General features: G+C 62.7%; 22 protein-coding genes. 12 read left to right on the plus strand and 10 right to left on the minus strand.

What is annotated here, in order from left to right:
• Positions 1 to 290: 290 nt before the first annotated feature.
• Both NKI72_RS21035 and NKI72_RS21040 read right to left on the minus strand, forming a co-directional pair.
• On the minus strand, positions 291 to 1,841 hold the full coding sequence (locus tag NKI72_RS21035) for a DUF2778 domain-containing protein (protein ID WP_352850753.1): 1,551 nt from the start codon (positions 1,839 to 1,841) through the stop codon (positions 291 to 293).
• 645 nt (positions 1,842 to 2,486) lie between these two features.
• Entirely contained in the window at positions 2,487 to 3,299 is an 813-nt protein-coding gene (locus NKI72_RS21040; RefSeq protein WP_352501307.1) for a class I SAM-dependent methyltransferase, read from the minus strand.
• Positions 3,300 to 3,490: 191 nt separating this feature from the next.
• Between NKI72_RS21040 and NKI72_RS21045 the strand changes: the two genes are divergently transcribed.
• Positions 3,491 to 3,913, plus strand: coding sequence for a hypothetical protein (locus tag NKI72_RS21045; RefSeq protein ID WP_352473275.1), 423 nt, complete (start codon positions 3,491 to 3,493; stop codon positions 3,911 to 3,913).
• 302 nt (positions 3,914 to 4,215) lie between these two features.
• Here NKI72_RS21045 and NKI72_RS21050 read toward each other — a convergent pair whose 3' ends face one another.
• Positions 4,216 to 4,812, minus strand: a complete 597-nt coding sequence (locus tag NKI72_RS21050) for a cation efflux transmembrane domain-containing protein (protein WP_352452320.1) — start codon at positions 4,810 to 4,812, stop codon at positions 4,216 to 4,218.
• A 31-nt stretch (positions 4,813 to 4,843) separates the two neighbouring features.
• Entirely contained in the window at positions 4,844 to 7,045 is a 2,202-nt protein-coding gene (locus NKI72_RS21055; RefSeq protein WP_352850755.1) for a heavy metal translocating P-type ATPase, read from the minus strand.
• 76 nt (positions 7,046 to 7,121) lie between these two features.
• On the opposite strand from NKI72_RS21055, the gene NKI72_RS21060 reads away from it, so the two are divergent.
• The 8 genes from NKI72_RS21060 (at position 7,122) to NKI72_RS21095 (ending at position 12,708) form a co-directional block, all read left to right on the plus strand.
• Positions 7,122 to 7,535, plus strand: a complete 414-nt coding sequence (locus NKI72_RS21060; protein ID WP_352679130.1) for a MerR family transcriptional regulator — start codon at positions 7,122 to 7,124, stop codon at positions 7,533 to 7,535.
• A 99-nt stretch (positions 7,536 to 7,634) separates the two neighbouring features.
• Positions 7,635 to 8,018, plus strand: coding sequence for a hypothetical protein (locus NKI72_RS21065; RefSeq protein WP_352850757.1), 384 nt, complete (start codon positions 7,635 to 7,637; stop codon positions 8,016 to 8,018).
• Between the two features lie 125 nt (positions 8,019 to 8,143).
• Positions 8,144 to 9,580 (plus strand): multicopper oxidase family protein, encoded by a 1,437-nt coding sequence (locus NKI72_RS21070; protein WP_352850759.1) that lies wholly within the window; start codon positions 8,144 to 8,146, stop codon positions 9,578 to 9,580.
• 28 nt (positions 9,581 to 9,608) lie between these two features.
• Positions 9,609 to 10,049, plus strand: coding sequence for a DUF411 domain-containing protein (locus NKI72_RS21075; protein ID WP_352850761.1), 441 nt, complete (start codon positions 9,609 to 9,611; stop codon positions 10,047 to 10,049).
• A 7-nt stretch (positions 10,050 to 10,056) separates the two neighbouring features.
• Complete coding sequence (locus NKI72_RS21080; RefSeq protein ID WP_352817332.1) at positions 10,057 to 10,596, plus strand: TlpA family protein disulfide reductase; 540 nt, start codon at positions 10,057 to 10,059, stop codon at positions 10,594 to 10,596.
• A 3-nt stretch (positions 10,597 to 10,599) separates the two neighbouring features.
• Positions 10,600 to 11,313 carry an SCO family protein gene (locus NKI72_RS21085; protein ID WP_502906934.1) on the plus strand — a complete coding sequence of 238 codons (714 nt, stop codon included), beginning with the start codon at positions 10,600 to 10,602 and terminating at the stop codon, positions 11,311 to 11,313.
• Positions 11,314 to 11,365: 52 nt separating this feature from the next.
• Entirely contained in the window at positions 11,366 to 12,145 is a 780-nt protein-coding gene (locus tag NKI72_RS21090; protein WP_352501316.1) for a DsbA family protein, read from the plus strand.
• A complete protein-coding gene (locus NKI72_RS21095) occupies positions 12,142 to 12,708 on the plus strand; it encodes a hypothetical protein (RefSeq protein ID WP_352817327.1) in 567 nt (188 codons plus the stop codon). Before NKI72_RS21090 ends, NKI72_RS21095 begins: the two co-directional genes overlap by 4 nt.
• Before the next feature lie 576 nt (positions 12,709 to 13,284).
• Here NKI72_RS21095 and NKI72_RS21100 read toward each other — a convergent pair.
• From NKI72_RS21100 to NKI72_RS21120, 5 genes are all read right to left on the minus strand, one after another.
• Positions 13,285 to 13,599 (minus strand): four-helix bundle copper-binding protein, encoded by a 315-nt coding sequence (locus NKI72_RS21100; RefSeq protein WP_352850764.1) that lies wholly within the window; start codon positions 13,597 to 13,599, stop codon positions 13,285 to 13,287.
• A gap of 10 nt (positions 13,600 to 13,609) precedes the next feature.
• Entirely contained in the window at positions 13,610 to 13,753 is a 144-nt protein-coding gene (locus NKI72_RS21105) for a hypothetical protein (protein ID WP_352822781.1), read from the minus strand.
• A 558-nt stretch (positions 13,754 to 14,311) separates the two neighbouring features.
• Entirely contained in the window at positions 14,312 to 15,532 is a 1,221-nt protein-coding gene (locus tag NKI72_RS21110) for an NAD(P)/FAD-dependent oxidoreductase (RefSeq protein ID WP_352822784.1), read from the minus strand.
• Positions 15,529 to 16,242: a methyltransferase domain-containing protein gene (locus tag NKI72_RS21115; RefSeq protein ID WP_352542791.1), complete on the minus strand. Its 714-nt coding sequence runs from the start codon at positions 16,240 to 16,242 to the stop codon at positions 15,529 to 15,531. Before NKI72_RS21115 ends, NKI72_RS21110 begins: the two co-directional genes overlap by 4 nt.
• The gene (locus NKI72_RS21120; RefSeq protein WP_352542792.1) at positions 16,239 to 17,306 is read right to left on the minus strand and encodes a type III polyketide synthase; all 1,068 of its coding nucleotides are present in this window, start codon (positions 17,304 to 17,306) and stop codon (positions 16,239 to 16,241) included. The genes NKI72_RS21115 and NKI72_RS21120 overlap by 4 nt, the downstream gene beginning before the upstream one ends.
• Before the next feature lie 269 nt (positions 17,307 to 17,575).
• Here NKI72_RS21120 and cueR point away from each other — a divergent pair, with 269 nt between their 5' ends.
• Positions 17,576 to 17,974, plus strand: a complete 399-nt coding sequence (gene cueR, locus NKI72_RS21125; RefSeq protein ID WP_352473250.1) for a Cu(I)-responsive transcriptional regulator — start codon at positions 17,576 to 17,578, stop codon at positions 17,972 to 17,974.
• Between the two features lie 42 nt (positions 17,975 to 18,016).
• Here the strand turns inward: cueR and NKI72_RS21130 are convergent, their stop codons facing one another.
• Positions 18,017 to 18,499 carry a DUF2127 domain-containing protein gene (locus tag NKI72_RS21130; RefSeq protein WP_352850768.1) on the minus strand — a complete coding sequence of 161 codons (483 nt, stop codon included), beginning with the start codon at positions 18,497 to 18,499 and terminating at the stop codon, positions 18,017 to 18,019.
• A gap of 41 nt (positions 18,500 to 18,540) precedes the next feature.
• Here NKI72_RS21130 and NKI72_RS21135 point away from each other — a divergent pair, with 41 nt between their 5' ends.
• Positions 18,541 to 19,083 (plus strand): phosphatase PAP2 family protein, encoded by a 543-nt coding sequence (locus NKI72_RS21135; RefSeq protein WP_352501323.1) that lies wholly within the window; start codon positions 18,541 to 18,543, stop codon positions 19,081 to 19,083.
• 17 nt (positions 19,084 to 19,100) lie between these two features.
• Positions 19,101 to 19,658 (plus strand): cytochrome c, encoded by a 558-nt coding sequence (locus tag NKI72_RS21140; protein WP_352850770.1) that lies wholly within the window; start codon positions 19,101 to 19,103, stop codon positions 19,656 to 19,658.
• Positions 19,659 to 19,660 lie beyond the last annotated feature (2 nt).

Consider the following 19,660-nt stretch of genomic DNA (forward strand, 5'->3'; position numbering starts at 1 on the left):
GTGTTCCACGGACGGCTCCCTTGTTTGAGATCTCAACGAACTCATTCTGGCACATCCGATGCCGTCGGGCGCCGTCCACCCCATCATGCCGTGACCTCTCCGCGCTGCAACGGGCGGGACTTTCTGATGCGGGAAGGACAGGAGGTGAAAGGGATCGCTACAGAACGGCTTTCAATCTGCGTCGTTGCATTCTTCGGCTGACGCAACGGCATGGATCCCAGGGTCTGCGCTCCGCTTCGCGTTCGCTCCGCCCTGGGATGACGAAGCCATGAAGGACTGCCGCGAGCGACCTAAGCCCCTCGCCCCTCTTGGGCGACTTGTGTCAGCGGCTTCGACAGCCGCGGCACGACGACAAGGCGCTTGATCTTGCCTTTCTTGTAGGCGGCGAGGAAGCGGGCATAGTCCTTGAAGACGACGCAGCCATTCGATTCGGCGCGGCCGCCGCGCAGCATGTAGGTGTGGGCGAGCAGGCCGTCGCGGCCATATTTGTTGCTGCCGCTGGCCGGCGTCAGACGGATGGCCTCAACGCCGTGGAAGCGCGATTCCCGCATCGTCAGATTGTAGGTGTCCGGCGGCGTCGGGCCGACATTCTTCTTGTGGACGTAGCGTGGCTGGTCGACCATCGCGCCCAGTCCCGAATGTGCCTCCAGCCGCGAGCCGTCGGGCATATAGACGGTCTTGGCCGAGATGTCGTAGACGGCGACGCCGGTACCCATGTTGGGCGTGGTGAACAGGTTCCTGAAGGCTCCGCCGAGTCCGCCGGAAGGCATGTCGGGCTTGGCATAGGCCAGCACGTCGCCGCCCTGCGTCTTCGAACGTTTGCCCGGCTTGCCCGATACACCCGGCACTGCCGCTTGTGACGAATTGCGAGGCGACAGGCTGCCGGGTTGCGTCTCGACCGGCGGAGCGTCGGCCGTCTGCACCTTGCTCGCCTTGGCGGTCCTGGAGGCCTGCGCCTTGGGCGGCTCCGTTTTCGATGCCTGATCCTTTTGCGCCTGATCTTTTCGCGCCTGGTCTTTTGGCGCCTGGTCTTTTGGCGCCTGATCTCTTGACGCTTGAGCCCGCGGCGCCTCGGCCAGCTTATCGATGTCCGCCCGCGGACGCAGCGTCGGCAGCGGAATGCTGTCGGGCATGTCGTCTTGCGGCGGCAGCGAGGCCAGTTGGACCTCAGGTTCTTGCGGCTCTTGCGAAGCCGCGGGCTCGCTTGCCGCGACGGCTGCCGGGAGCACGTCGATCATCTGCTCCGGCAATGTATTCGCCAGCGCCAGCGCAAGGCGCGACGAGCGTTCGATCTCCGCCACCGCGGGCCCGAAGCGCACTGACGCCGGGCCGTTCGGGTCGGGTATGCGTACCGGCTCGGCGAACCGGGCGTCGGCCGGCAGGCTGGCGAGCATGACGGGAGAGCCGGCTGAGGCACGGGCAAAGGCGGCGGCAAGCTTTTGCGGCGACAGCGCGGCCGTGGCAACCACGTCGGCGAAGCGCGATTGCCGCGACGCATCAGCGACAAGCGGCACGGTGTTGCGCTTGAGGCGGGCCGATTTTCCCTGGTGGACGAAGTTCGACGCCGACCGCAGGCAGTTGGCATCGCATCCGTGCTGCAGCAGCTTGGCCGACAGCGCCGCGTTTGCTGCGGCCCATGTCGGGGCCTGCGCCTTTGGAAGGCTGCGGCGAGGATCGGCGAGCGCGATGGTGCGCGGCGCGAGCAGGCTTTGCGGGAGACCGTTGGAAGCGGCGCTGAGCGAGGTTCCCACTGAATAAAGGCCGGCCAAGGTCGCCACCGACCATAAAGCAATGGCTGCGCCGACGGCCGGAACCGCGACCCAGCGCAGGCCGGGCCTCATCGAAGTCAATCCAGTTGCAGGACTGTCACCCCGGGTTTTCGCACTTACAAACGCCATTCAACCACTCTCAATCGGCCGATGCCGGCTAGCGGATTTCGCAGCCGTGACATTCACAGTTCGCCTGGTGCCCCCAGCACGCTTTGCGTCTGTTGCCGATTGATTCAAAAGATGGACAAAGTTGGTTAACCAATCCCTCTACCGACCGCCGATTGGGCGACGGTCACACCGAAAAACGCCCTCCAAAACCTGCATAGTTGGCAAAACTGCCCTCCAATGATGACTTTGCTGCCCGTTTTTGTCGGCCGAGTCAAGAAAGCGAAATGACTAGACCTTGCTGGGCGGAGTCGGCCATGGCTGCGAAAGTGAAGCCGGGCCGACCAGAATCGCGCGGCCGGCCGCCGCCGCCATCAAGCCCCGGCGATCATCAACCTGCCACTTGTCGACCTGCCACTTGGGCGAATGAACGGTCATCGTCTGGGAATTCGGAATAGCGGCAAGACGTGTGCTGCATGGCAGCTGAACGTCGCAGGTGCTGGAACGGGATGTCCAACACCTCGAGCAATTTCAGGAAAGTGTGAAACGGTTTTCCGTCCGGAATTGCGTCAAAACAAAAAGACAGAGCGTTTCCGTGAAACGATGAACCGTTCAGACCACAGCCATGATTATGTGAGCCTGGATTTTGGCAGCAACCTCGCCGCTGCCATGCCTGTCTGCAATGGCGGCTGCGGCGTAGTCGGTTGCAGCGTCCAGCTTTCCCGCCTCTCTGGCCTCGATTTCGTTGCGAAGGAGAGTGCCCTGGCAATAAGCAACGGCCGGAACGCGCGGCGAGGAGGCACGGCTTTGTTCGGCCCTCGTCTCGATCACCACACCGGAAAAACCTGCGTCCTCCAGCTCGCTACGGATCAGTGCCGTATCGTGGTAGCCATGCGGCGTGCGTGCCAGAAAGCGCGGCGGATCGTTCGGAAAAATCCTCGCCAGGGCATTGGTCACATCGTCCGCAAATACATTCTCTTCGATGCGATCCCATACGCTGAATAGAAAATGTCCTCCGGGCTTCAGGACTCGCCGGGCTTCGCGATAGGCGGATGAGCGGTTGGGAAAGAACATCGCACCGAACTGACAACAAACGAGATCGAAGGCCGCATTTTCGAACGGTAGCGCCAGAGCATCAGCCTGACGCCATTTGATGCGATCGTCGGGAGCTTGCCGCGAAGCGGCGTAGTCGAGCATCGGCTGGTTGAGGTCGGTTACGACATAGCTTGCATCGGCGGACAGTTTTGGCGCCAATGCGCGGGTGACAACCCCGGTGCCCGCGGCGGTTTCCAGAACGGCGCTTGGCGACAAGGACGCTGCTCGTCGTGCAAGATCTGCGGCGAACGGCTCGAAAATCAACGGCACCATATAGCGGTCGTAGTTTTCCGGAATTGAGCCAGCGAATACCTTGTCCGTTTCCAACATTGCTATCCCCCGTCGCCCGTTTGATGGCTCGCCAGCATAGCATGGAATTGTTTGCTGTTCGGTCGCATTCGACCGGGAGGCGGTTCGCTTCCGTAAGCTCCGAAACGCCGTGCTGCAATTATCTGCATGTGTGCTAATGTATTGTGGTCATGCGCATTGGTGCGTGGCCAAACATTAAATGGGAGGACGCGATGAAAACCATGAATCGCAGGTCCGCGATTGCGCTCGGCGTGACGGCGGCAGCGGTAACGCCTTTGTTCACGCTGGCGGCGGCGGCAAAGGTGAAGAAATACGGCCCGAAGGAAGGCAAGGAGATTGCACCCGGCGTCAGATTGGTCGAGGTCGGCACCGGCAATTCCGATATCCCCGCCTACAAGAGCATCTCAATTGTCGATATAGTCTTTCAGCCCGGAGCAGCCGCCCCTCAAATGGTGATGGACAACGACATGGTCTGCACCATTGCTGCCGGTGAATTCACGATCAAGAAGGCGGACAAGGAATTCAAGCTCAAGGAAGGTGACGTGTACACCTGCTCCAAGGGCAAGACCGACGAGGCAGCCAACACCAGCAAGGTGGTCGGCATCCACCGCATCGCCGTCTTGATACCTGCCTAGCGTATACCGACGAAATCGGCCCGCGTCCGCTTCGGAGACGCGGGCCTTTTGATGACGTGCGTGGCCTTGAGCGGTTAATCGTTTCACCGCTTCGACCCGGTCGACTTCGTCCAAGTGTGGTGAGGCTCATGCTGCTCATGGTTTTTCCTCCCGATTTTTACTTATGGGCGGTTCTCCCTCCGACCGCTTTGAAAGGGTGCGATTATATTAGAGATCGCGCAAGTTTCTGGCTGACTGCTGGCCGGTATAGGGGCCTGCATTGGCGGATTGGCAATGCGGCAGCGCGCTGAGCGTTTTGGAGTTCACGAAACGGCCCGGTGCTCTTCCCGAGCTGCCTCCCAGACCTCGCGCGCCGCATCTGCATTCAGTGCCGCGATTCCCAGGCCGACGATCAAATCCGGCCACGCCGAGCGCCACAGGAAGGCCGTCACCAATCCGGCCAGTATGATCGCAATATTGGCGACCGCATCGTTGCGGGCCGAGAGGAATGCCGCCCTGGTAAGACTGCCGCTGTGATGGCGGTAGCGCGCCAGCATGTAGGCGCACGACAGATTGACCGCCAGAGCGCCTAATCCCGCCAGCGTCAGCGCCGTTGGCTGCGGCGGCACCGGCATGTTGAACTTTTCCCACGCGGTCCACAGCGTCGCCAGGCCCGGCACCAGCAGGATAAGCGCCAGCGCCATGCCGACCCGCGAGCGGGCACGCAGCGACCATCCCATGGCGAGCAGTATGAGGAGATTGACCGAGGCATCTTCCAGAAAATCGACGCTGTCGGCGAACAGCGACACCGAGCCGATCGCCAGTGCGACAGCGAATTCAATGCCGAAATAACCCAGGTTCAGCAGTGCGACGACAAGCACCACCCGGCGAAGGCCGTCCGACGCAATGGCTTGCTGCATGGTCTGTCCTAACACGATGCCGTTGTCGCTCTTACCAGCTGCTCTTCCAACGCAACAGCCGCATGGCATTGGCCGTCACCAACACCGTCGCCCCGGTGTCCGCGAGAATGGCGGGCCAGAGGCCGGTGATGCCGGCGATCGTCGTCACCAGGAACACTGCCTTCAGGCCCAACGCAATGGTGACGTTCTGCTTGATGTTGGCCATGGTTGCTTGGGACAGCCTGATCATGGCCGCAACGTCGCCGACGCGTCCATGCAGCACCGCTGCGTCAGCCGTTTCAAGAGCCACATCGGTGCCGCCGCCCATGGCAATGCCGACATCGGCCGCGGCAAGTGCCGGCGCATCGTTGATGCCGTCGCCGACCTTGGCTACCCTAAGCCCCTGCCCCTTCAACTCGCCGAGGACGCGCTGCTTGTCCTCAGGGAGCAGTTCGGCGCGCACCTCGATGCCGAGCTGTTTGCCGATGGCAGCCGCCGTGCGCTTATTGTCGCCGGTTAGCATGACTGTCCTGATGCCTGCATTGGTCAGCGCCTTTAGACCGGCGAAAGCATCCGGCCGGGGTTCGTCGCGCATGGCAATGAAGCCGGCCAGCGTGTTGTCTACAAGCAGCACCGCCACTGACTTGCCTTCATCGTTCAATGCCACGATGCGTGCCGCCTGGTCTGCTGGCAGCAGGTTTATCTCGCCCGCCGCGACTGGCGAGCCCAGAAACAGGTTCTTGCCGCCGACATGACCGATAACCCCTTTACCGCCGATCGCTTTGGCTTCGGCGGCAGGCGGCACGGGAACGTTGCCGGCTTTGGCCCTTTGGAGGATGGCCAAAGCGAGGGGATGGCTCGAGCCGATCTCAAGCGCTGCCGCGAGCGAAAGGATGTCGCGTTCACTGGCACCCACTGCAACGACATCGGTGACCTGTGGCTTGCCGAGCGTCAGCGTGCCGGTCTTGTCGAGCGCCACGGCGTTGATGGTCGCGAGCCCTTCCAGCACCGCCCCACCTTTCATCAGCAGGCCGCGCCGGGCTCCGGCCGAAAGCGACGCCGCGATCGCCGCCGGAACTGAAATGACCAGCGCGCACGGGCAGCCGATGAGCAGCAGCGCCAGCCCCTTGTATATCCATTCGTTCCAATCGCCGCCCAAGAGCAGCGGCGGTGTGGCGGCCACAAGCGCCGCGACGGCGACAACGCCGGGCATGTACCAGCGCGAAAAGCGATCGATGAAGCGCTCGGTCGGCGCCTTGTTTTCCTGCGCCTCCTCGACCAGCTTGATCACGCGTGCAATCGTGTTGTCTGCGGCGGTCGCCGTCACCTTGACGCGCAGCACGCCGTCGCCGTTGATAGTGCCGGCAAAGACCGTGTCGCCGACGTCCTTGCGCACCGGCACGCTTTCACCGGAGACGGGTGATTCATCGATGGCGCTCCCGCCTTCGGTGATCTCGCCGTCAGCCGGAATCCGGTCGCCCGGCCGCACGAGGATGATGGCGCTCACAGCCAGACTTTCGGCCGGCACCTCGCGGGTCTGGCCGTCTTTCTCGACGAACGCGGTTTTGGGAACGAGGGTCGTGAGCGCTTGAATACTGGACCGTGCCTTGCCGGCCGCAACCCCTTCGAGCAACTCGCCGATGAGGAACAAGAAGACCACCGTCGCCGCTTCCTCGCCGGCACCGATGATGACGGCCCCGGCCGCCGCCACAGTCATCAGCATTTCGATTGTGAACGGAATGCCTGCGGCTGCGGCCATGGCCGCTCGGCGCGCGATCGGAGCCAGGCCGAGCAGCATTGCGGCGATGAAGGCCCACGGGCCGGTCGCGGGCCAGGCGTAGTCAATCGCGAAAGCCACGGCCAAGGCGACCCCGCTGGCGATGGCCAGGCGGCTCTTGGCGCTGTCCCACCATAGCTCCGACGCGGGCGCATCATCGTTATCATGTAACCCCGCTACGTTCTCGTCGTGATTGCGCCTTCCGTCGGCATGGTTGTCGGCGGATTGATCGGACGCCGGCGTCCCAGACTTGGAGGTCATCGGAGCGACGGCGTAGCCGAGGCCGGTGACCTTCCTCTCGATCGCGCCGAGATTGCTTTCGGGAGTATGAGTGACCGTCAGAGTGCTTGCCGAAACGGATACGTTGATGTCCTGAACACCAGGCATCCGCCGCACGGCCGTATCGATTTTGCTGGCGCAACCGGCGCAATCCATGCCTTCCACGCGGTAGCGGGTCTGTTGTTTGATCGCAGCCATGGTGAACCTCTTGTATCTTCGAGCGCGACGCTACATCCTCTAGCGACTAGAGGAGCAAGCGAAAATGCCAGCAGGTATGACCATCGGTGAAGCGGCCCGACACAGCGGCGTGAAGGTTCCAACCATCCGCTACTATGAGCAGATCGAGTTGCTTCCTGCCCCTGCCCGCAGCGAAGCCAATCGCCGGCAGTATGAAGCGGCAGACTTGCGCCGGCTCGCCTTCATTAGGCACGCGCGCGAGTTGGGGTTCGGGATCGAAGCCATCAGGGCGCTGCTGACGCTGCAGGATAATCCCAGCCAGCCTTGTGCGACCGCCGACGCCATTGCCCAGGCGCGTCTGGCCGACGTGGTTCAGCGGATACGCAGCCTTACAGCATTGAAAGCCGAGCTGGAGCATATGGTCGAAGGCTGCCGGCACGGAAAAGTCTGCGAATGCCGTGTCATCGAGGTGCTGGCGGATCACGATAAATGCGAGCATGCCCGGCACTGATTGGCTCCCCTTGGTCGCTATGTCACAGCATTGGCACTTGCAAAAACCGTACTTTGCGGTCAGCCTGAGCAGATGTTGGCTCGGCTGTCGCCAAAACACATGCTTGTCACGCTGCTCGCGGTCTTCCTGACCGTGGGGCTCAGCCTGTCCGGTGCACAGGCCAGCATCATGTCGGCAACGATGACGGCCGGCATGGCTGCCGGCGATGGCATGAGCATGGCTGCGGGGCCCGGCATGGACAAGATGGCCGATGCCGCCATGAAGGGTGACTGCAAGGGATGCCTCAAGGGTGCCGGCGATGACGGCAAGGGGATATACTGCGCGCCGACCTGCATTGCCCCGGCGCTTGCGTTGCTGCCGCAGAAGCTCGAGATGACGGCAACCCCGCTGCCGTCGCAAATATCGCCGCTGCCGGTGCCGTTCCTGCACGGACGAAGTTCCCTGCCCGACCCATACCCTCCCAGACCCAGCGCTCTCGTCTGACGCCGTTTCAGCCGTCCCACGGCTGATGTCCGGCGTCCGGTCGCCCGCTCGCGTTGATGCGCGACGGGCGCGGACAAGCAATCAGTCGACGCTCGCCGTCGATCGAGATCGCAAGGAACGTAAGGGTGAATAGCAATTCCAGTCTTTTCCTGTCGCGCCGCGGGTTCCTGCTTGCGGCGGCGGGCGTCGCCGTCTCGACGTCGATGCGCCCGGCGCGGGCAGCCGCAGTTGATGAGCGCCGTATCAAGGTCACGCCGGCCCATGCCCGGTTAATCGACGCAGGTGGCCCGCAAACCACGGTATGGGCCTATGACGGCACAATTCCCGGCCCGACGCTGCGCCTGCGGCAAGGCCAGCCGGTCCGCATCACTGTCGAGAACGGTCTCGACGAGGATACGACCGTCCACTGGCACGGCATTCGCTTGGCAAACGCAATGGACGGCGTGCCGGGCCTGACCCAAAAGCCGATCGGGCCGGGGCAAAATTTCATCTATGAATTCACCCCGCCCGATGCCGGCACCTTCTGGTATCACCCGCACGCCAACAGCCTGGTGCAGATCGGCCGCGGCCTTGCCGGCCCCCTCATCGTCGAGGAGGCCGAGCCGGTCGCCGTCGACCGCGACTTTGTCTGGCTGCTGCAGGACTGGCGGCTTGTTGCCGACGGGCAGATCGCCGGCGGCTTCGGCAGTGCCATGGATGCCTCGATGTCGGGCCGCGTCGGCAATGTCGTCACCGTCAACGGCACGGGGCCAGGCGATAGGAGCGTGAGGGCCGGCGAGCGCGTCAGGCTGCGGCTCGCCAATGCCTCGCTTGCCCGCATGATGGCGCTGCGCTTCGAAGGCCACCGTCCGGTCGTCGTCGCCATCGACGGCCAGCCCTGCGATCCGCATGAACCGGAGGGTGGTCGCCTGGTGCTGGCGCCCGCCATGCGCATCGACATCGTGCTCGACATGCAGGGCCACCCCGGCAGCCGCCACGCGGTTATCGACGATTTCTACGACGGCCTTGCCTACACCCTGACCACACTCGCCTATGACGCAGCGCCGCCGCTGAGAACCCATCCGCTCGGCACGCCAGCCGGCCTGCCGCGCAACCCTCTGCCCCAGCCCGACCTCGCTGGCGCCGAGCGCCAGGAAATCGTGCTGCAGGGCGGCATGATGGGCGGCGGCAAGCTCAAGGGCGTCGGCGGCATGATGGGCATGGGGATGATGGGCATGAACGGCGGTGCGGCCTGGGCGATCAACGGCATGTCGATGACCGGCGACGGCCATGCCGGCATGGCGCCGCAGTTCACGCTGAAACGCGGTGTGACCTGCCATCTCACCATGCGCAACGAAACCGCCTGGTGGCACCCGATGCATGTCCACGGCTTCAGCCTGTCGGTCATCTCGCGCAACGGTTCGCCGGTGCCGCACCGCCAATGGCAGGACACGGTGCTGCTCGCCCCCAAGGATGTGATCGAATGCGCCTTCGTCGCCGACAATCCGGGCGACTGGATGCTGCACTGCCATGTCGCCGATCACCAGATGGCCGGCCTGATGACGGCGTTCCGTGTGACCTGAAACTTTTATCCAATCAAGGAGAACTGCAATGAAACTGACCTACCGCCTTGCCGCACTGTCCCTGCTGATCGCAACGCCGCTGCCCGCCTTCGCCGCAACGATCAACGCCGTCATGTACAAGAACCCGCAATGCAGCTGCTGCGAGTCCTACGCCAACTATCTCGGGCACAACGGCTTTAAGGTCGACATCAAGCCGGTCAACAATCTCTCCCAGATCAGCAGCGATGCCGGCGTGCCGGCCGACCTCGAAGGCTGCCACACGCTGATGGTCGACGGCTATATCGTCGATGGCCTGGTACCGGTCGAGATCGTCAAGAAGCTTTTGACCGAGCGCCCTGCCATCACCGGCATAACGCTCGCCGGCATGCCGGCCGGCGCCCCAGGCATGGGTGGCGAGAAGCAAGGCCCCTTCGTCGTCTACGCCTTCACCAAAGGCGGCAAGGCGCCCACCGTCTACGCGACCGAGTGAGGACATTGTGAGCAAACTAGCCATGGTCCTGGTTGGCATGCTGCTGGCGTTTTCGTGGCCGGTATCAGCCGCTGAGCCGCCGCAGAACTTTGCCGTTCACGAGGCGCCCGTCCCCGTGCCGGAAATCAGCTTCGAGGATGGCAATGGCAAGCCGAAAATGCTTGCGGATTTCCACGGCAAGGTCGTGCTGCTTAACGTCTGGGCGACATGGTGCGCGCCCTGCCGCAAGGAGATGCCGACGCTCGATCGTCTGCAGGCCAAGCTCGGCGGTCCGGATTTCGAGGTCGTCGCGCTGTCGATGGACCGTGCCGGACCTGACGCCGTCAAAATGTTCTATGGCGAGATCGGGGTCACACACCTCGCCCTCAACATCGACAGTTCCGCGAAGGCGATGTTCACGCTCGGCGCTGTCGGCCTTCCGATGACCCTGCTGATCGACCGCGACGGCAAGGAAATCGGCCGGTTGATTGGGCCGGCCGAATGGGACGCGCCCGACATGGTCGACTTCCTCCGCGGCCGCATCGCCGCCAACCCGGAAAGGAAGTGACCGATGCACATCCAATCGAGCTGGAAAGGATGGATGCGTGTGCTGCTGGTCGCGCTCGCAGCACTGGTCGCGGGCTTCGTCTACGGTGCGCGGGCGCACTCACTCGACGATGTCGACGCCATGCTGCAAAGCGATGAGAAATATTTCCAGCAGATCGACAAGCCGGCGCCTGATTTCACACTGCGCACCGCCGATGGGCGTGTCGTGCGAACGGCGGATCTGCGCGGCAAGGTGGTCGTCCTCCACTTCATCTACACGTCGTGCCCGGATGTGTGTCCCCTGCATGCCGAGAAGATCGCCGATGTCCAAAACATGGTGAACGGCACGCCGATGAAGAATCAGGTCACCTTTGTCAGCATCACCACCGATCCAAAGAAAGACACGCCCGACGTGCTGCACTCCTACGGGTCGGCGCACGGGCTCGATCCCGTCAATTGGCTCTTCCTGACCACGACCGAGGATCAGCCGGAGGATGCGACCCGCAGACTGGCGGAGGCCTTCGGCCACAAGTTCACGCTGACCGATGACGGCTATCAGATGCATGGCATCGTCACCCATGTGATCGACAAGGAGGGCCGCTGGCGGGCGAATTTCCATGGCCTGGATTTCGCGTCCGTCAATCTCGTCACCTTCGTCAATGCGCTCACCAACAATGTCGAGCGCCCGCACCATGATCAGGAAACGGGATGGTGGGCGAAAATCAAGGACATGTTCTGAGCACCATTCGCACGTGCCGGCGGTCCGGCGAAACAGAGGGAGGGAGAAGCCTGTGGCCCACAAGTCCAATCCATTGAGCGGAGCCGTCGGCAAAATGGCCCGTGCCGTCATGCTGGCCGGCGCGACGATGTGGCTCGCGCTCGGTCTCCACAATCAGGCGATCGCCGCGGGCGAGATGTCCCAGGACCAGTTCGACCAGCGTATCCACGATTATATCCTCGCGCATCCCGAAGTCGTCATGGAGGCGCTGCAGAGCCTCGACGCCCGCCAGCGCGAGGCTGCGGCAAAAGAGGCGAAAGCCGCCCTGGCGGCCAAGGCGGACGAGATTTTCCGGGACCCGGCGAGCCCGGTCGGCGGCAACGCCGAAGGCGACGTCACCATGGTCGAGTTCTTCGACTACAACTGCCCCTATTGCCGGCAGGTTGCGCCGATCATGGCGCAAGCAATGGCCGACGATCCGCATCTTAAGGTCGTCTACAAGGAATTCCCGATCCTCAGCACGGATTCCGTATTTGCTGCCAAGGCGGCTCTCGCCGCAAAGCGCCAGGGCAAATACCTGGCATTCCACAAGGCCCTGTATGCGGTGAAGACGCGGGTGACCGAAACGGTCGTGCTGAAGGTCGCTGCCGACGTCGGGCTCGACGTGGCTAAACTGAAGACCGACATGCAGCGGCCCGACATCCAGGCGTCGATCGACCGGAATACGCAACTGGCACAGGCGCTGAAGATCAGCGGAACGCCAAGCTTCGTCGTTGGCGAGCAGATTTTCCCCGGCGCGACCGACCTGGCAACGATGAAGAAACTGATCCAGCAGGCGAGGAGCAGCAAATGAGCCGAATATGCTACCTAAACCGACGGACGGTTGTTCTGGGCGGCGCCTTTTGCGCCGCCGCGGTCCTGAGCTTCCTCAAGGGGCCGGATCTGGCGATGGCCGATGGGGATGCCGATCTGCTGCGCCGTTTCAAATATCTCAGCCAGAACGGCAACAGCACGTGTTCGGCCAAGTTCACCGAGTCGATCGCGACCATGCCGGCGATGTCGCGGATCACGGGCTCGTGCTGCAGCCCGATGGAGATGAAGCGCTATGCCGAGCAGGTGAGCGGCCTGGCCAGGTACCGCGACATCGCGATGATCCCAAGCGATCCGTACGATATTCAGGCCGGCATCGCACAGAAGATGATGCCCTACTACGATGTGAAGCTCTCCGGCGACGAGCAGCAGGCTTACGACTATGCGATGGCTAATTCCAACGAGAAAGGCCCATGCTGCTGCCAATGCTGGCGCTGGAAAGTGTATGGCGGGCTGGCGAAGTTCCTGATCCGTGAGCACGGTTTCACCGGCAAGCAGGTCGTCGATGTCTGGGATCTCTCAGACGGCTGCGGCGGAGGTATGTAAGACGACCAGGACGTGGTCGACACTCCGGTTGGCAGGACAAGATACTTCCGGTTGCCGGGACAAGGGCGACAGGGCGGCCGATCGGGTTTCCTCGTCGTCTTGACCGAAATCCACGGCGAGCTAATTCCCTGCGCAATCGCCGATGCTTACCGACGAAGGCGGGCTTTCACTGACAGCAAGGTGATTGCAATGATGAATGGTCCAATGGGTACGTGGATGATGGGCGGCATGGCGCTCGTCTGGGTCCTGGTGTTCGTCGCCCTCTTGCTCGCGATTGCAGCCCTGGTCAAATACCTGCGAACCTGAAGCCGTAGACACCGTCAAGCATACGACTATGCGATGGCAAATTCCGAGGAGAAGGGGGCAGCCGCTGCCAATGCTGGCGCTGGAAAGTGTATGGCGGACTGGCGAAGTTCTTGATCCGCGAGCACGGTTTCACCGGCAGGCAGGTCGTCGACCTGTCGGACGGCGGTGGCGGGTAGACTGCCGTGGCAACACGATTCTTCGCGCCGGATAGCTGATGCGGAGCCGGCGGGCTTGTCGCCCGCCGGCCGACGATCAAGCCGCCCTCCTTTTTCAGCTCTCGGCGCAACGCCGACAGGCTTCGACACAGTCCTGCATATCGCCGATGCGCTCGCAGTCTGTTGCGCACTCGTCGCAGATTTCCGCGCATTCGCGGCAGACGTGTTTGTGATGCGCCGAACCGAGCAGCATGAAATGCGCAGCGGTCCGGCAGATCTCGGCGCAGGCGAGCATCAGCCGGAAATGTTGCGGCTCGGTGTGTTTACCGCCTGTTTCGAGGCAATGCCCCGAAGCGGTGCCGAGGCAGGCTTGATAGCAATCCAGGCAAGCCTCGATGCAGTCCTTCATTTCGGGAGACTGGTTGTGCATGATCGTGTCCTCACTCCGCCTTGGCCTGCCAGGCCTTGTGGATTGTCATCGCTTCGTCTGTGTGGCCGGACGAGGCGGCGACGGCTGTTGCGACACCGGCCATCAGGCCGACAGCTATAAGGCCGACAGCCATAAGGATTGTCTGCTTTCTCATGGTCTTCTCCAATCGGATTGGGGCTGTGAGCTCGAAAACAGGATGGACACCCTGTTTGGGCGTCCGTTCAGGACATCCGATCGATTGGCGGCCGTTCAATTCGCCGAGGCACGGTGCCATGGGCGCGCATCGGACCGGATTGAACCTGTCTTGCCGGGGCGCTCGACGCGCTTAATGCCGTTTCATGGACGAGGAAGGCATGACAGGCCGATCCGCAACACGCCGATCCGCAACACTGGGCGGCAGGGTGAGCGGGACAGGTTGCGTCGTCAAAGTGCCCGCCGGTAGCGGTGGGTTCGCCCGCCGCTACCGACTCATTCGAGGTCGAGAGATGCTGCACGGGCGATGCGATCAGTTTGTCGGCGGCAGAAGGAACCGAGTCGACGGCAGAAGGAACCGGCCGGCCTGCAACAATCAGCAACGCGGCAAAGATGATCCACGCCACCCATGAAAGGTCCATCCCTGTCGCAACCCGAACTTGCATTCGCGCCCAACGCGCGGTGGCCCTAACTGTTCCGACAGCCAGTGTTCGGCGTGCCCAATGCGCTGCACTACTCGTCAGACGAAGCCGGGAACCGGCTTGGTCTTGCCGCTCAGTTGCGCGCCCAGCGTCAGTGTCTGCGGGAAATTCCGGACGATCGCCGCCATCAAGGTGGCGCTGCCGGGGCGAAGGGCAATTCCGGCAACGGCCGCGGCGGCGTAGACCCGTGTCGAAAACAGTCTTTTCCAGGCCGCCTCGTAGCGTCTGGCGGCAGCCTCGCGCCCTGCTCGGCCACTTGGCGCGCATGCGAGTTCGCAAGCCAGCAGCCAGCCGGACTGAAGCGCCATCGAGATGCCCTCGGCGATGACAGGATGAGACTCTCCGGCTGCATTGCCGACGCGGAAGATGTCCTCTTCGTAGCACGAGCGAATTCCCGGCCGGATCGGACCTGCGGCAAGCCACGGACCGTCGAGGAGAGCCGGTTCCAAGGCGTTCCTGACGCCTCGGCACGAGTCCACGAGATGGCGCGAGACCGCATCGGCGGCCGACACGTGGCTCCGTTGTTTGGGGCCATATTGTTTACGCAGCCGCGCGAGCATATCGCGCCGGATGCAGCACGAGATCGACAACCGGCCATGATCCGCCGAAACCATGCCGCCATAGCCGCCGGGGAAGGCCAGCAGAGGCATCAAATCCGGCGGCAGGGACGACCCGGTGAAATGCGCCTTGAAGCCGAGCAGGTCCGACGGGCGATTGGCCTTTGCGAGCTGGCTGGGCAATGGTCCCGGTTCCCACGAGCCGTGTGCGGCGACAATCACCGGCGCTCGCAATATCGCCGCTTCATCCCCGGCCTGAATTCGCACCCTTCGCATCTCACCGTCCGGCTCGATGGCGACGGCGCGGCAAGGTTGAAAGATTTCGACACCCGCCGATCGCGCCGCTTGCAAAAGCAGAGAGTCGAGAATGTCCCGGCCGAGCGCCCGGCCGAAGCTGTCTTTCCCACGAGGCCCAGCTCCTGCACGTGGCATTGCCGCCTCGACACAGGTCTCCCCGGAAAACAAACCGACGCGGCGGATTTCGGGGCCGGCATTGGCACGCCAGGCATCGCCGATCTCGAGCCGGTCGAGAAGCGCAAGATTGCTTGCCGAGATGTATTCGCCGCAGACCTTGCGGCGCGGAAATGCGGTCTTTTCCACAATTGCCACGGCCCATCCGCGCCGGGCCAGCGCGAGCGCGACGGATGTGCCCGCCGGGCCGGCGCCTATGATGATCGCGTCATGGGTCGACAATCGCGTCATGGGTCGTTGCCGGCGCTGGCGCCGACGAAAATGTGGGAAAACAGGCCGGCGCGCCGTTCCTCGACCGGTTTGCCGTTGGCCGCAAGCCAGAGACCGGAAAGCTCGCTGCCGCGAAAGCCGGCACGCACGCTTTGCGCCGCGTCGTTTCGTGTGACGTCGTTGGCGCCGATTGCCGGCAGAAGACGGGTCGCGGCCAGCGGCAGTTTCGCCCGCAGCGGCTCTGTCGCAATGAGCAACGGGGCTTTCGGCCCGATCAGCGAAAACAGACGCACGAGCTGTGCATCATCGAGGTGATGCAGGAACAGATTGACGGTGACGGCGTCGAAACGCGCACTCTCGATCTTTCCTGCCCAGTCGAAGACATCGGCGGTGACGCCTTCCGCCCTCCATCCCAGCCGGTCAAAATCGCCGCGCAATTGCGCGGTGAGGAGGCCGACGCGGTCGAGCATCACCAGTTCGACCCCGGGCCAATGCCTGGCCACGCGCCGCGCCACCGCCAGCATGAAGGAGCCATCGCCGGCGCCGATCTCCAGGATGCGGCGTGGCGGCGTTGGCACGAACCTCCTGAGCAACGACGTCATGATCGGCGCCTGAAACATCAGCATATTGATGCGCCGAAGGTCGCGGCGCGCGGCCAGCGCTCGCGGATCGTCGGCCGCAAGTCCGTCGAGGATTTCCGGCGCAAGCTGCCGGTGCTCCAGGCCGCTCATGACACCGTTCGAAAGAGCATGGTTTCGGCCGTCAGCCCGGGTCCGAACGACATGCCGCAACCGAGCAGGCCGGGTGGCGCCTTCAGCATCTCCTTCATCACGAACATGACGGTCGCCGACGACATGTTCCCATACTGGCGCAACACCTCGCGCGATGGTTCCAGCGCGGTGGGCTCCAGTTCCAGGGCCCTTTCGACGGCGTCGAGCACCGAACGTCCACCCGGATGCACGGCCCAAAGGTCGATGTCTTTCGCCGATCGGCCTCCGAGGATGGCGGCCTGGCTGTTCCGCAACGCTTCATGAATCGCTGCCGGCACCTGGCCGGAAAGAACCATTTCGAAGCCGTGGTCGCGAATGTTCCAGCGCATCAGGTCCCGCCGTTCCCTCGCCACCAGACAGTGAAAGCTATCGAGCTCGATGCCGGCCGGCTCGGCAGTGATGAGCGCAGCCGCGCAGCCGTCGCCCCAAAGGCAGAACGACAGCAGTTTTTCCAGTTCGGTGGTCTGTCGCAGATGCATCGTGCAGAGCTCGATATTGACCAGCAGGACCTTGGACTGCGGGTCGGAGCGGACGATGTGGCGGGCCAGCTTGAGGCCGTTGATCGCCGCATAGCAACCCATGAACCCGATCATCGTGCGTTCGATCCCGTTCGGCAGCCCGCAACGCGCAACCAGCTCGAGATCGATGCCCGGCGCCGAAAAGCCGGTGCAGGTGGTGACGATCAGATGGGTGATGCGGGAAGCGTCGTCGCCAAGCTGCAATCCGTCGATGCCCTTTTGCGCCAGAACAGGTGCGGCATCGTCGAACATCGCCATTCTCGCCGCCGTTCCGGGAAACGCGCCCCGGATGAAGGTTCCGGCCAGGTCGGCGGACGGTCCCTCGGGGTCGGACGCCGGCGCAAAGCAGGAATAGCGGTGCTCGATGCCGGCAAGATCGGCCATGCGTTCGAAGATCCTCCGGCGATCGGCCGCGAGCATGGAGGCCGCGAAACGCAGGTAGAATTCATGAACCTCGTGCTCCGGTGCCGCTGTCGCGATCCGGTTGATATAGGCCTTGACGGGCATGTTCTGTCTCCTCGGCGTCTGCACGGTGTTGCGTCGAGCCAGCGCCGGAGGGTCTTTGCTCATCGGCACCCGGTGTCGAACACCGGGTTTTGAGCACTGTTCGGTAAAAACGTTTCCGAGGACCGATTTCTTCCCGAAGGTTCAGTATGTACTGGCAGGCAAACGGTTGGAGCGGGCGGGCGGTTGCGTCAGGCATCCAAAATCGCCACATCATGTTGACCTTCCATCTACTGGAAGGTCTATTTCCTCCGACAAAGGAGATTTCCGCCATGAACATCGGCGTCGCATCCGAAAAATCCGGCTTGCCGGCCAAGACGATCCGTTACTACGAGGATATCGGGCTCTTGCACCCGGCCCGGACGGACAATGGCTATCGTGATTACTCGACGGCCGATATTCACCGGCTGCGCTTCCTGCAGCGCTCGCGAAGCCTGGGGTTTTCGGTCGACGAATGCCGCCAGCTGCTGTCGCTGTACCAGGACAGGGAACGTGACAGCGCCGACGTGAAGGCGATCGCGAAAGCCAAGCTGGTCGAGGTCGACAGGAAGATCGCCGAACTGGTCGGATTGCGCGGCTTGCTTCACCAATTGGTCAGTCACTGCCACGGCGACGAGCGGCCGGATTGCCCGATTATCGACGAGCTGGCAGGACAAGGCGTCGCCCAGTGAGGTGGATTGAAAATCGGAGCGGCTGACGTGCAAACTTCGCTGTCATGCCGGCTTGTGCTGCCGCACGACCTTCCATTCATGCCAAATCAGCACCATGACGACAGCATCGAATACGGTCAGGACAAGCAGGCCGAACGAATGAGTGTAGGAGTAGCGGTAGACTTGATAGAACATAAATGCGCCCAGCGCCGCAAGCGATGCCGGATACGACCACAGCTTGCCTCTCAAAAGCCCGACAACGAGCAGCAGTTTTACAAGGCCGTGGCTAAGCAGGTAGAAGGCATAAAACTCCTTGCTGGCGACGGAAAAGTGGCTTGCCATCTGCGACAGATAGCCAGCTATGAAATCGTTCGGATCTTCGATCAATTCCTCTTGGGTGAATGTATTGACCCAGGAGGCAATGGCGTCGGTGGTGACGACATAAAGCAGGATCCCGCCCACGCATTCGATCAGGGCATGCGCCCCTTTAAGCCAGATGCTGAGCTCGAAAATCTGATGGATGCGGCGTTCGTCTACTGCTTTCACAAAATTCACCTTGCGATCGACAACAGCGGAAACGAGAAACGATGGATGCAGCTCTAACCCACTGGATCAACGCGGCAGCCGGGATCAGCCCTTTTCTTGATAAGGCAATGATCGCCGTCTCACAAATCGGCGTTCCGCTGATGGTGCTGGCTGTTGCCCTGCAATGGTGGGCAAAGGCCGACCGCTACCATGTGCGCCATGCTGCCTTGTCCGCCGGCTTGGCGTTCCTGCTCGGTCTGGCGATCAATCAGTTCATTTTGCTATTCGTCCACCGGCTGCGGCCCTACGATGCCGGCGTGACGCATCTGCTGATTGCGCCCAGCGCCGACTGGTCGTTTCCCTCCGACCACGCGACAGCCAGCTTTGCGGTTGTTGCTGCTCTTGCAATGCAAGGTCTGCCGCGCCGGACGCTGGCCCTCTCCATCATGGCATTGCTGATCTGTTGGTCGAGAATTTATATCGGCACCCACTATCTCACCGACGTGATAGGCGGTGCCACCACTGGCGTCTTAGGTGCCGTTGTGGTCCGATTTGCCTATCGCGAGAACTCCCGACTGGACAGTCTGGTCACAAGAATTCTCTAGCTCCTTATGTGCCAACGATGAGACGAGCAGCTATCATAGCGGTCCTGTCGCTTGCCTGCGTCTCTGTCGTGCTCGCCGCCGCCCATTCGGGTCGTGATGCGGTCATCCAGGCTCGCCAGGCCTCGATGAAGGAAATGGCCGCGGCGGCAAAGGTGATCGCTGGGATGTTCGACGGCAAGCAGGCGTACGACGCCGCGGCCTTCAAGGCGGCGGCCGAGACCATCCGCGCCCGCACCGGCCCTGCCCTGATTGCCGAATTCCCCAGCGCGACATTGGGCGCGCCTTCAGGCGCCAGGCCGGATATCGACCCCGCCCGCGCGGAGTTCGAAGATCTGGCTCGCCACATCGGGACGCTGGCCAGCGCCTTGGCCTCCGACGCCGAGCGGGCGCCGCCGCGCATCACCGACGACATGAGAATGGGTTCCGGCCTGGCGATGGGCGGTGGCAGCCTGCTTGGCAAGCGACCATCACTCGCGGAAGCCGATCCCACTAAATTGCCGGCGGAGCACCTCCTGCATCTCATCTTGCAGGATTGCTCGAGCTGCCATTCGAAGTTCAGGCAAAAGGTCGAGTGATA

This window comes from Mesorhizobium sp. M0437 (assembly GCF_040321335.1).
Lineage (GTDB): Bacteria > Pseudomonadota > Alphaproteobacteria > Rhizobiales > Rhizobiaceae > Mesorhizobium.

Coding starts and splice junctions, on each gene's coding strand:
- NKI72_RS21035 (WP_352850753.1), bottom strand. CDS start 1,841: ATGAGGCCCGGCCTGCGCTGGGTCGCGGTTCCGGCCGTCGGCGCAGCC.
- NKI72_RS21040 (WP_352501307.1), bottom strand. CDS start 3,299: ATGTTGGAAACGGACAAGGTATTCGCTGGCTCAATTCCGGAAAACTAC.
- NKI72_RS21045 (WP_352473275.1), top strand. CDS start 3,491: ATGAAAACCATGAATCGCAGGTCCGCGATTGCGCTCGGCGTGACGGCG.
- NKI72_RS21050 (WP_352452320.1), bottom strand. CDS start 4,812: ATGCAGCAAGCCATTGCGTCGGACGGCCTTCGCCGGGTGGTGCTTGTC.
- NKI72_RS21055 (WP_352850755.1), bottom strand. CDS start 7,045: ATGGCTGCGATCAAACAACAGACCCGCTACCGCGTGGAAGGCATGGAT.
- NKI72_RS21060 (WP_352679130.1), top strand. CDS start 7,122: ATGACCATCGGTGAAGCGGCCCGACACAGCGGCGTGAAGGTTCCAACC.
- NKI72_RS21065 (WP_352850757.1), top strand. CDS start 7,635: ATGCTTGTCACGCTGCTCGCGGTCTTCCTGACCGTGGGGCTCAGCCTG.
- NKI72_RS21075 (WP_352850761.1), top strand. CDS start 9,609: ATGAAACTGACCTACCGCCTTGCCGCACTGTCCCTGCTGATCGCAACG.
- NKI72_RS21085 (WP_502906934.1), top strand. CDS start 10,600: ATGCACATCCAATCGAGCTGGAAAGGATGGATGCGTGTGCTGCTGGTC.
- NKI72_RS21095 (WP_352817327.1), top strand. CDS start 12,142: ATGAGCCGAATATGCTACCTAAACCGACGGACGGTTGTTCTGGGCGGC.
- NKI72_RS21100 (WP_352850764.1), bottom strand. CDS start 13,599: ATGCACAACCAGTCTCCCGAAATGAAGGACTGCATCGAGGCTTGCCTG.
- NKI72_RS21105 (WP_352822781.1), bottom strand. CDS start 13,753: ATGAGAAAGCAGACAATCCTTATGGCTGTCGGCCTTATAGCTGTCGGC.
- NKI72_RS21110 (WP_352822784.1), bottom strand. CDS start 15,532: ATGACGCGATTGTCGACCCATGACGCGATCATCATAGGCGCCGGCCCG.
- NKI72_RS21115 (WP_352542791.1), bottom strand. CDS start 16,242: ATGAGCGGCCTGGAGCACCGGCAGCTTGCGCCGGAAATCCTCGACGGA.
- NKI72_RS21120 (WP_352542792.1), bottom strand. CDS start 17,306: ATGCCCGTCAAGGCCTATATCAACCGGATCGCGACAGCGGCACCGGAG.
- cueR (WP_352473250.1), top strand. CDS start 17,576: ATGAACATCGGCGTCGCATCCGAAAAATCCGGCTTGCCGGCCAAGACG.
- NKI72_RS21135 (WP_352501323.1), top strand. CDS start 18,541: ATGGATGCAGCTCTAACCCACTGGATCAACGCGGCAGCCGGGATCAGC.
- NKI72_RS21140 (WP_352850770.1), top strand. CDS start 19,101: ATGAGACGAGCAGCTATCATAGCGGTCCTGTCGCTTGCCTGCGTCTCT.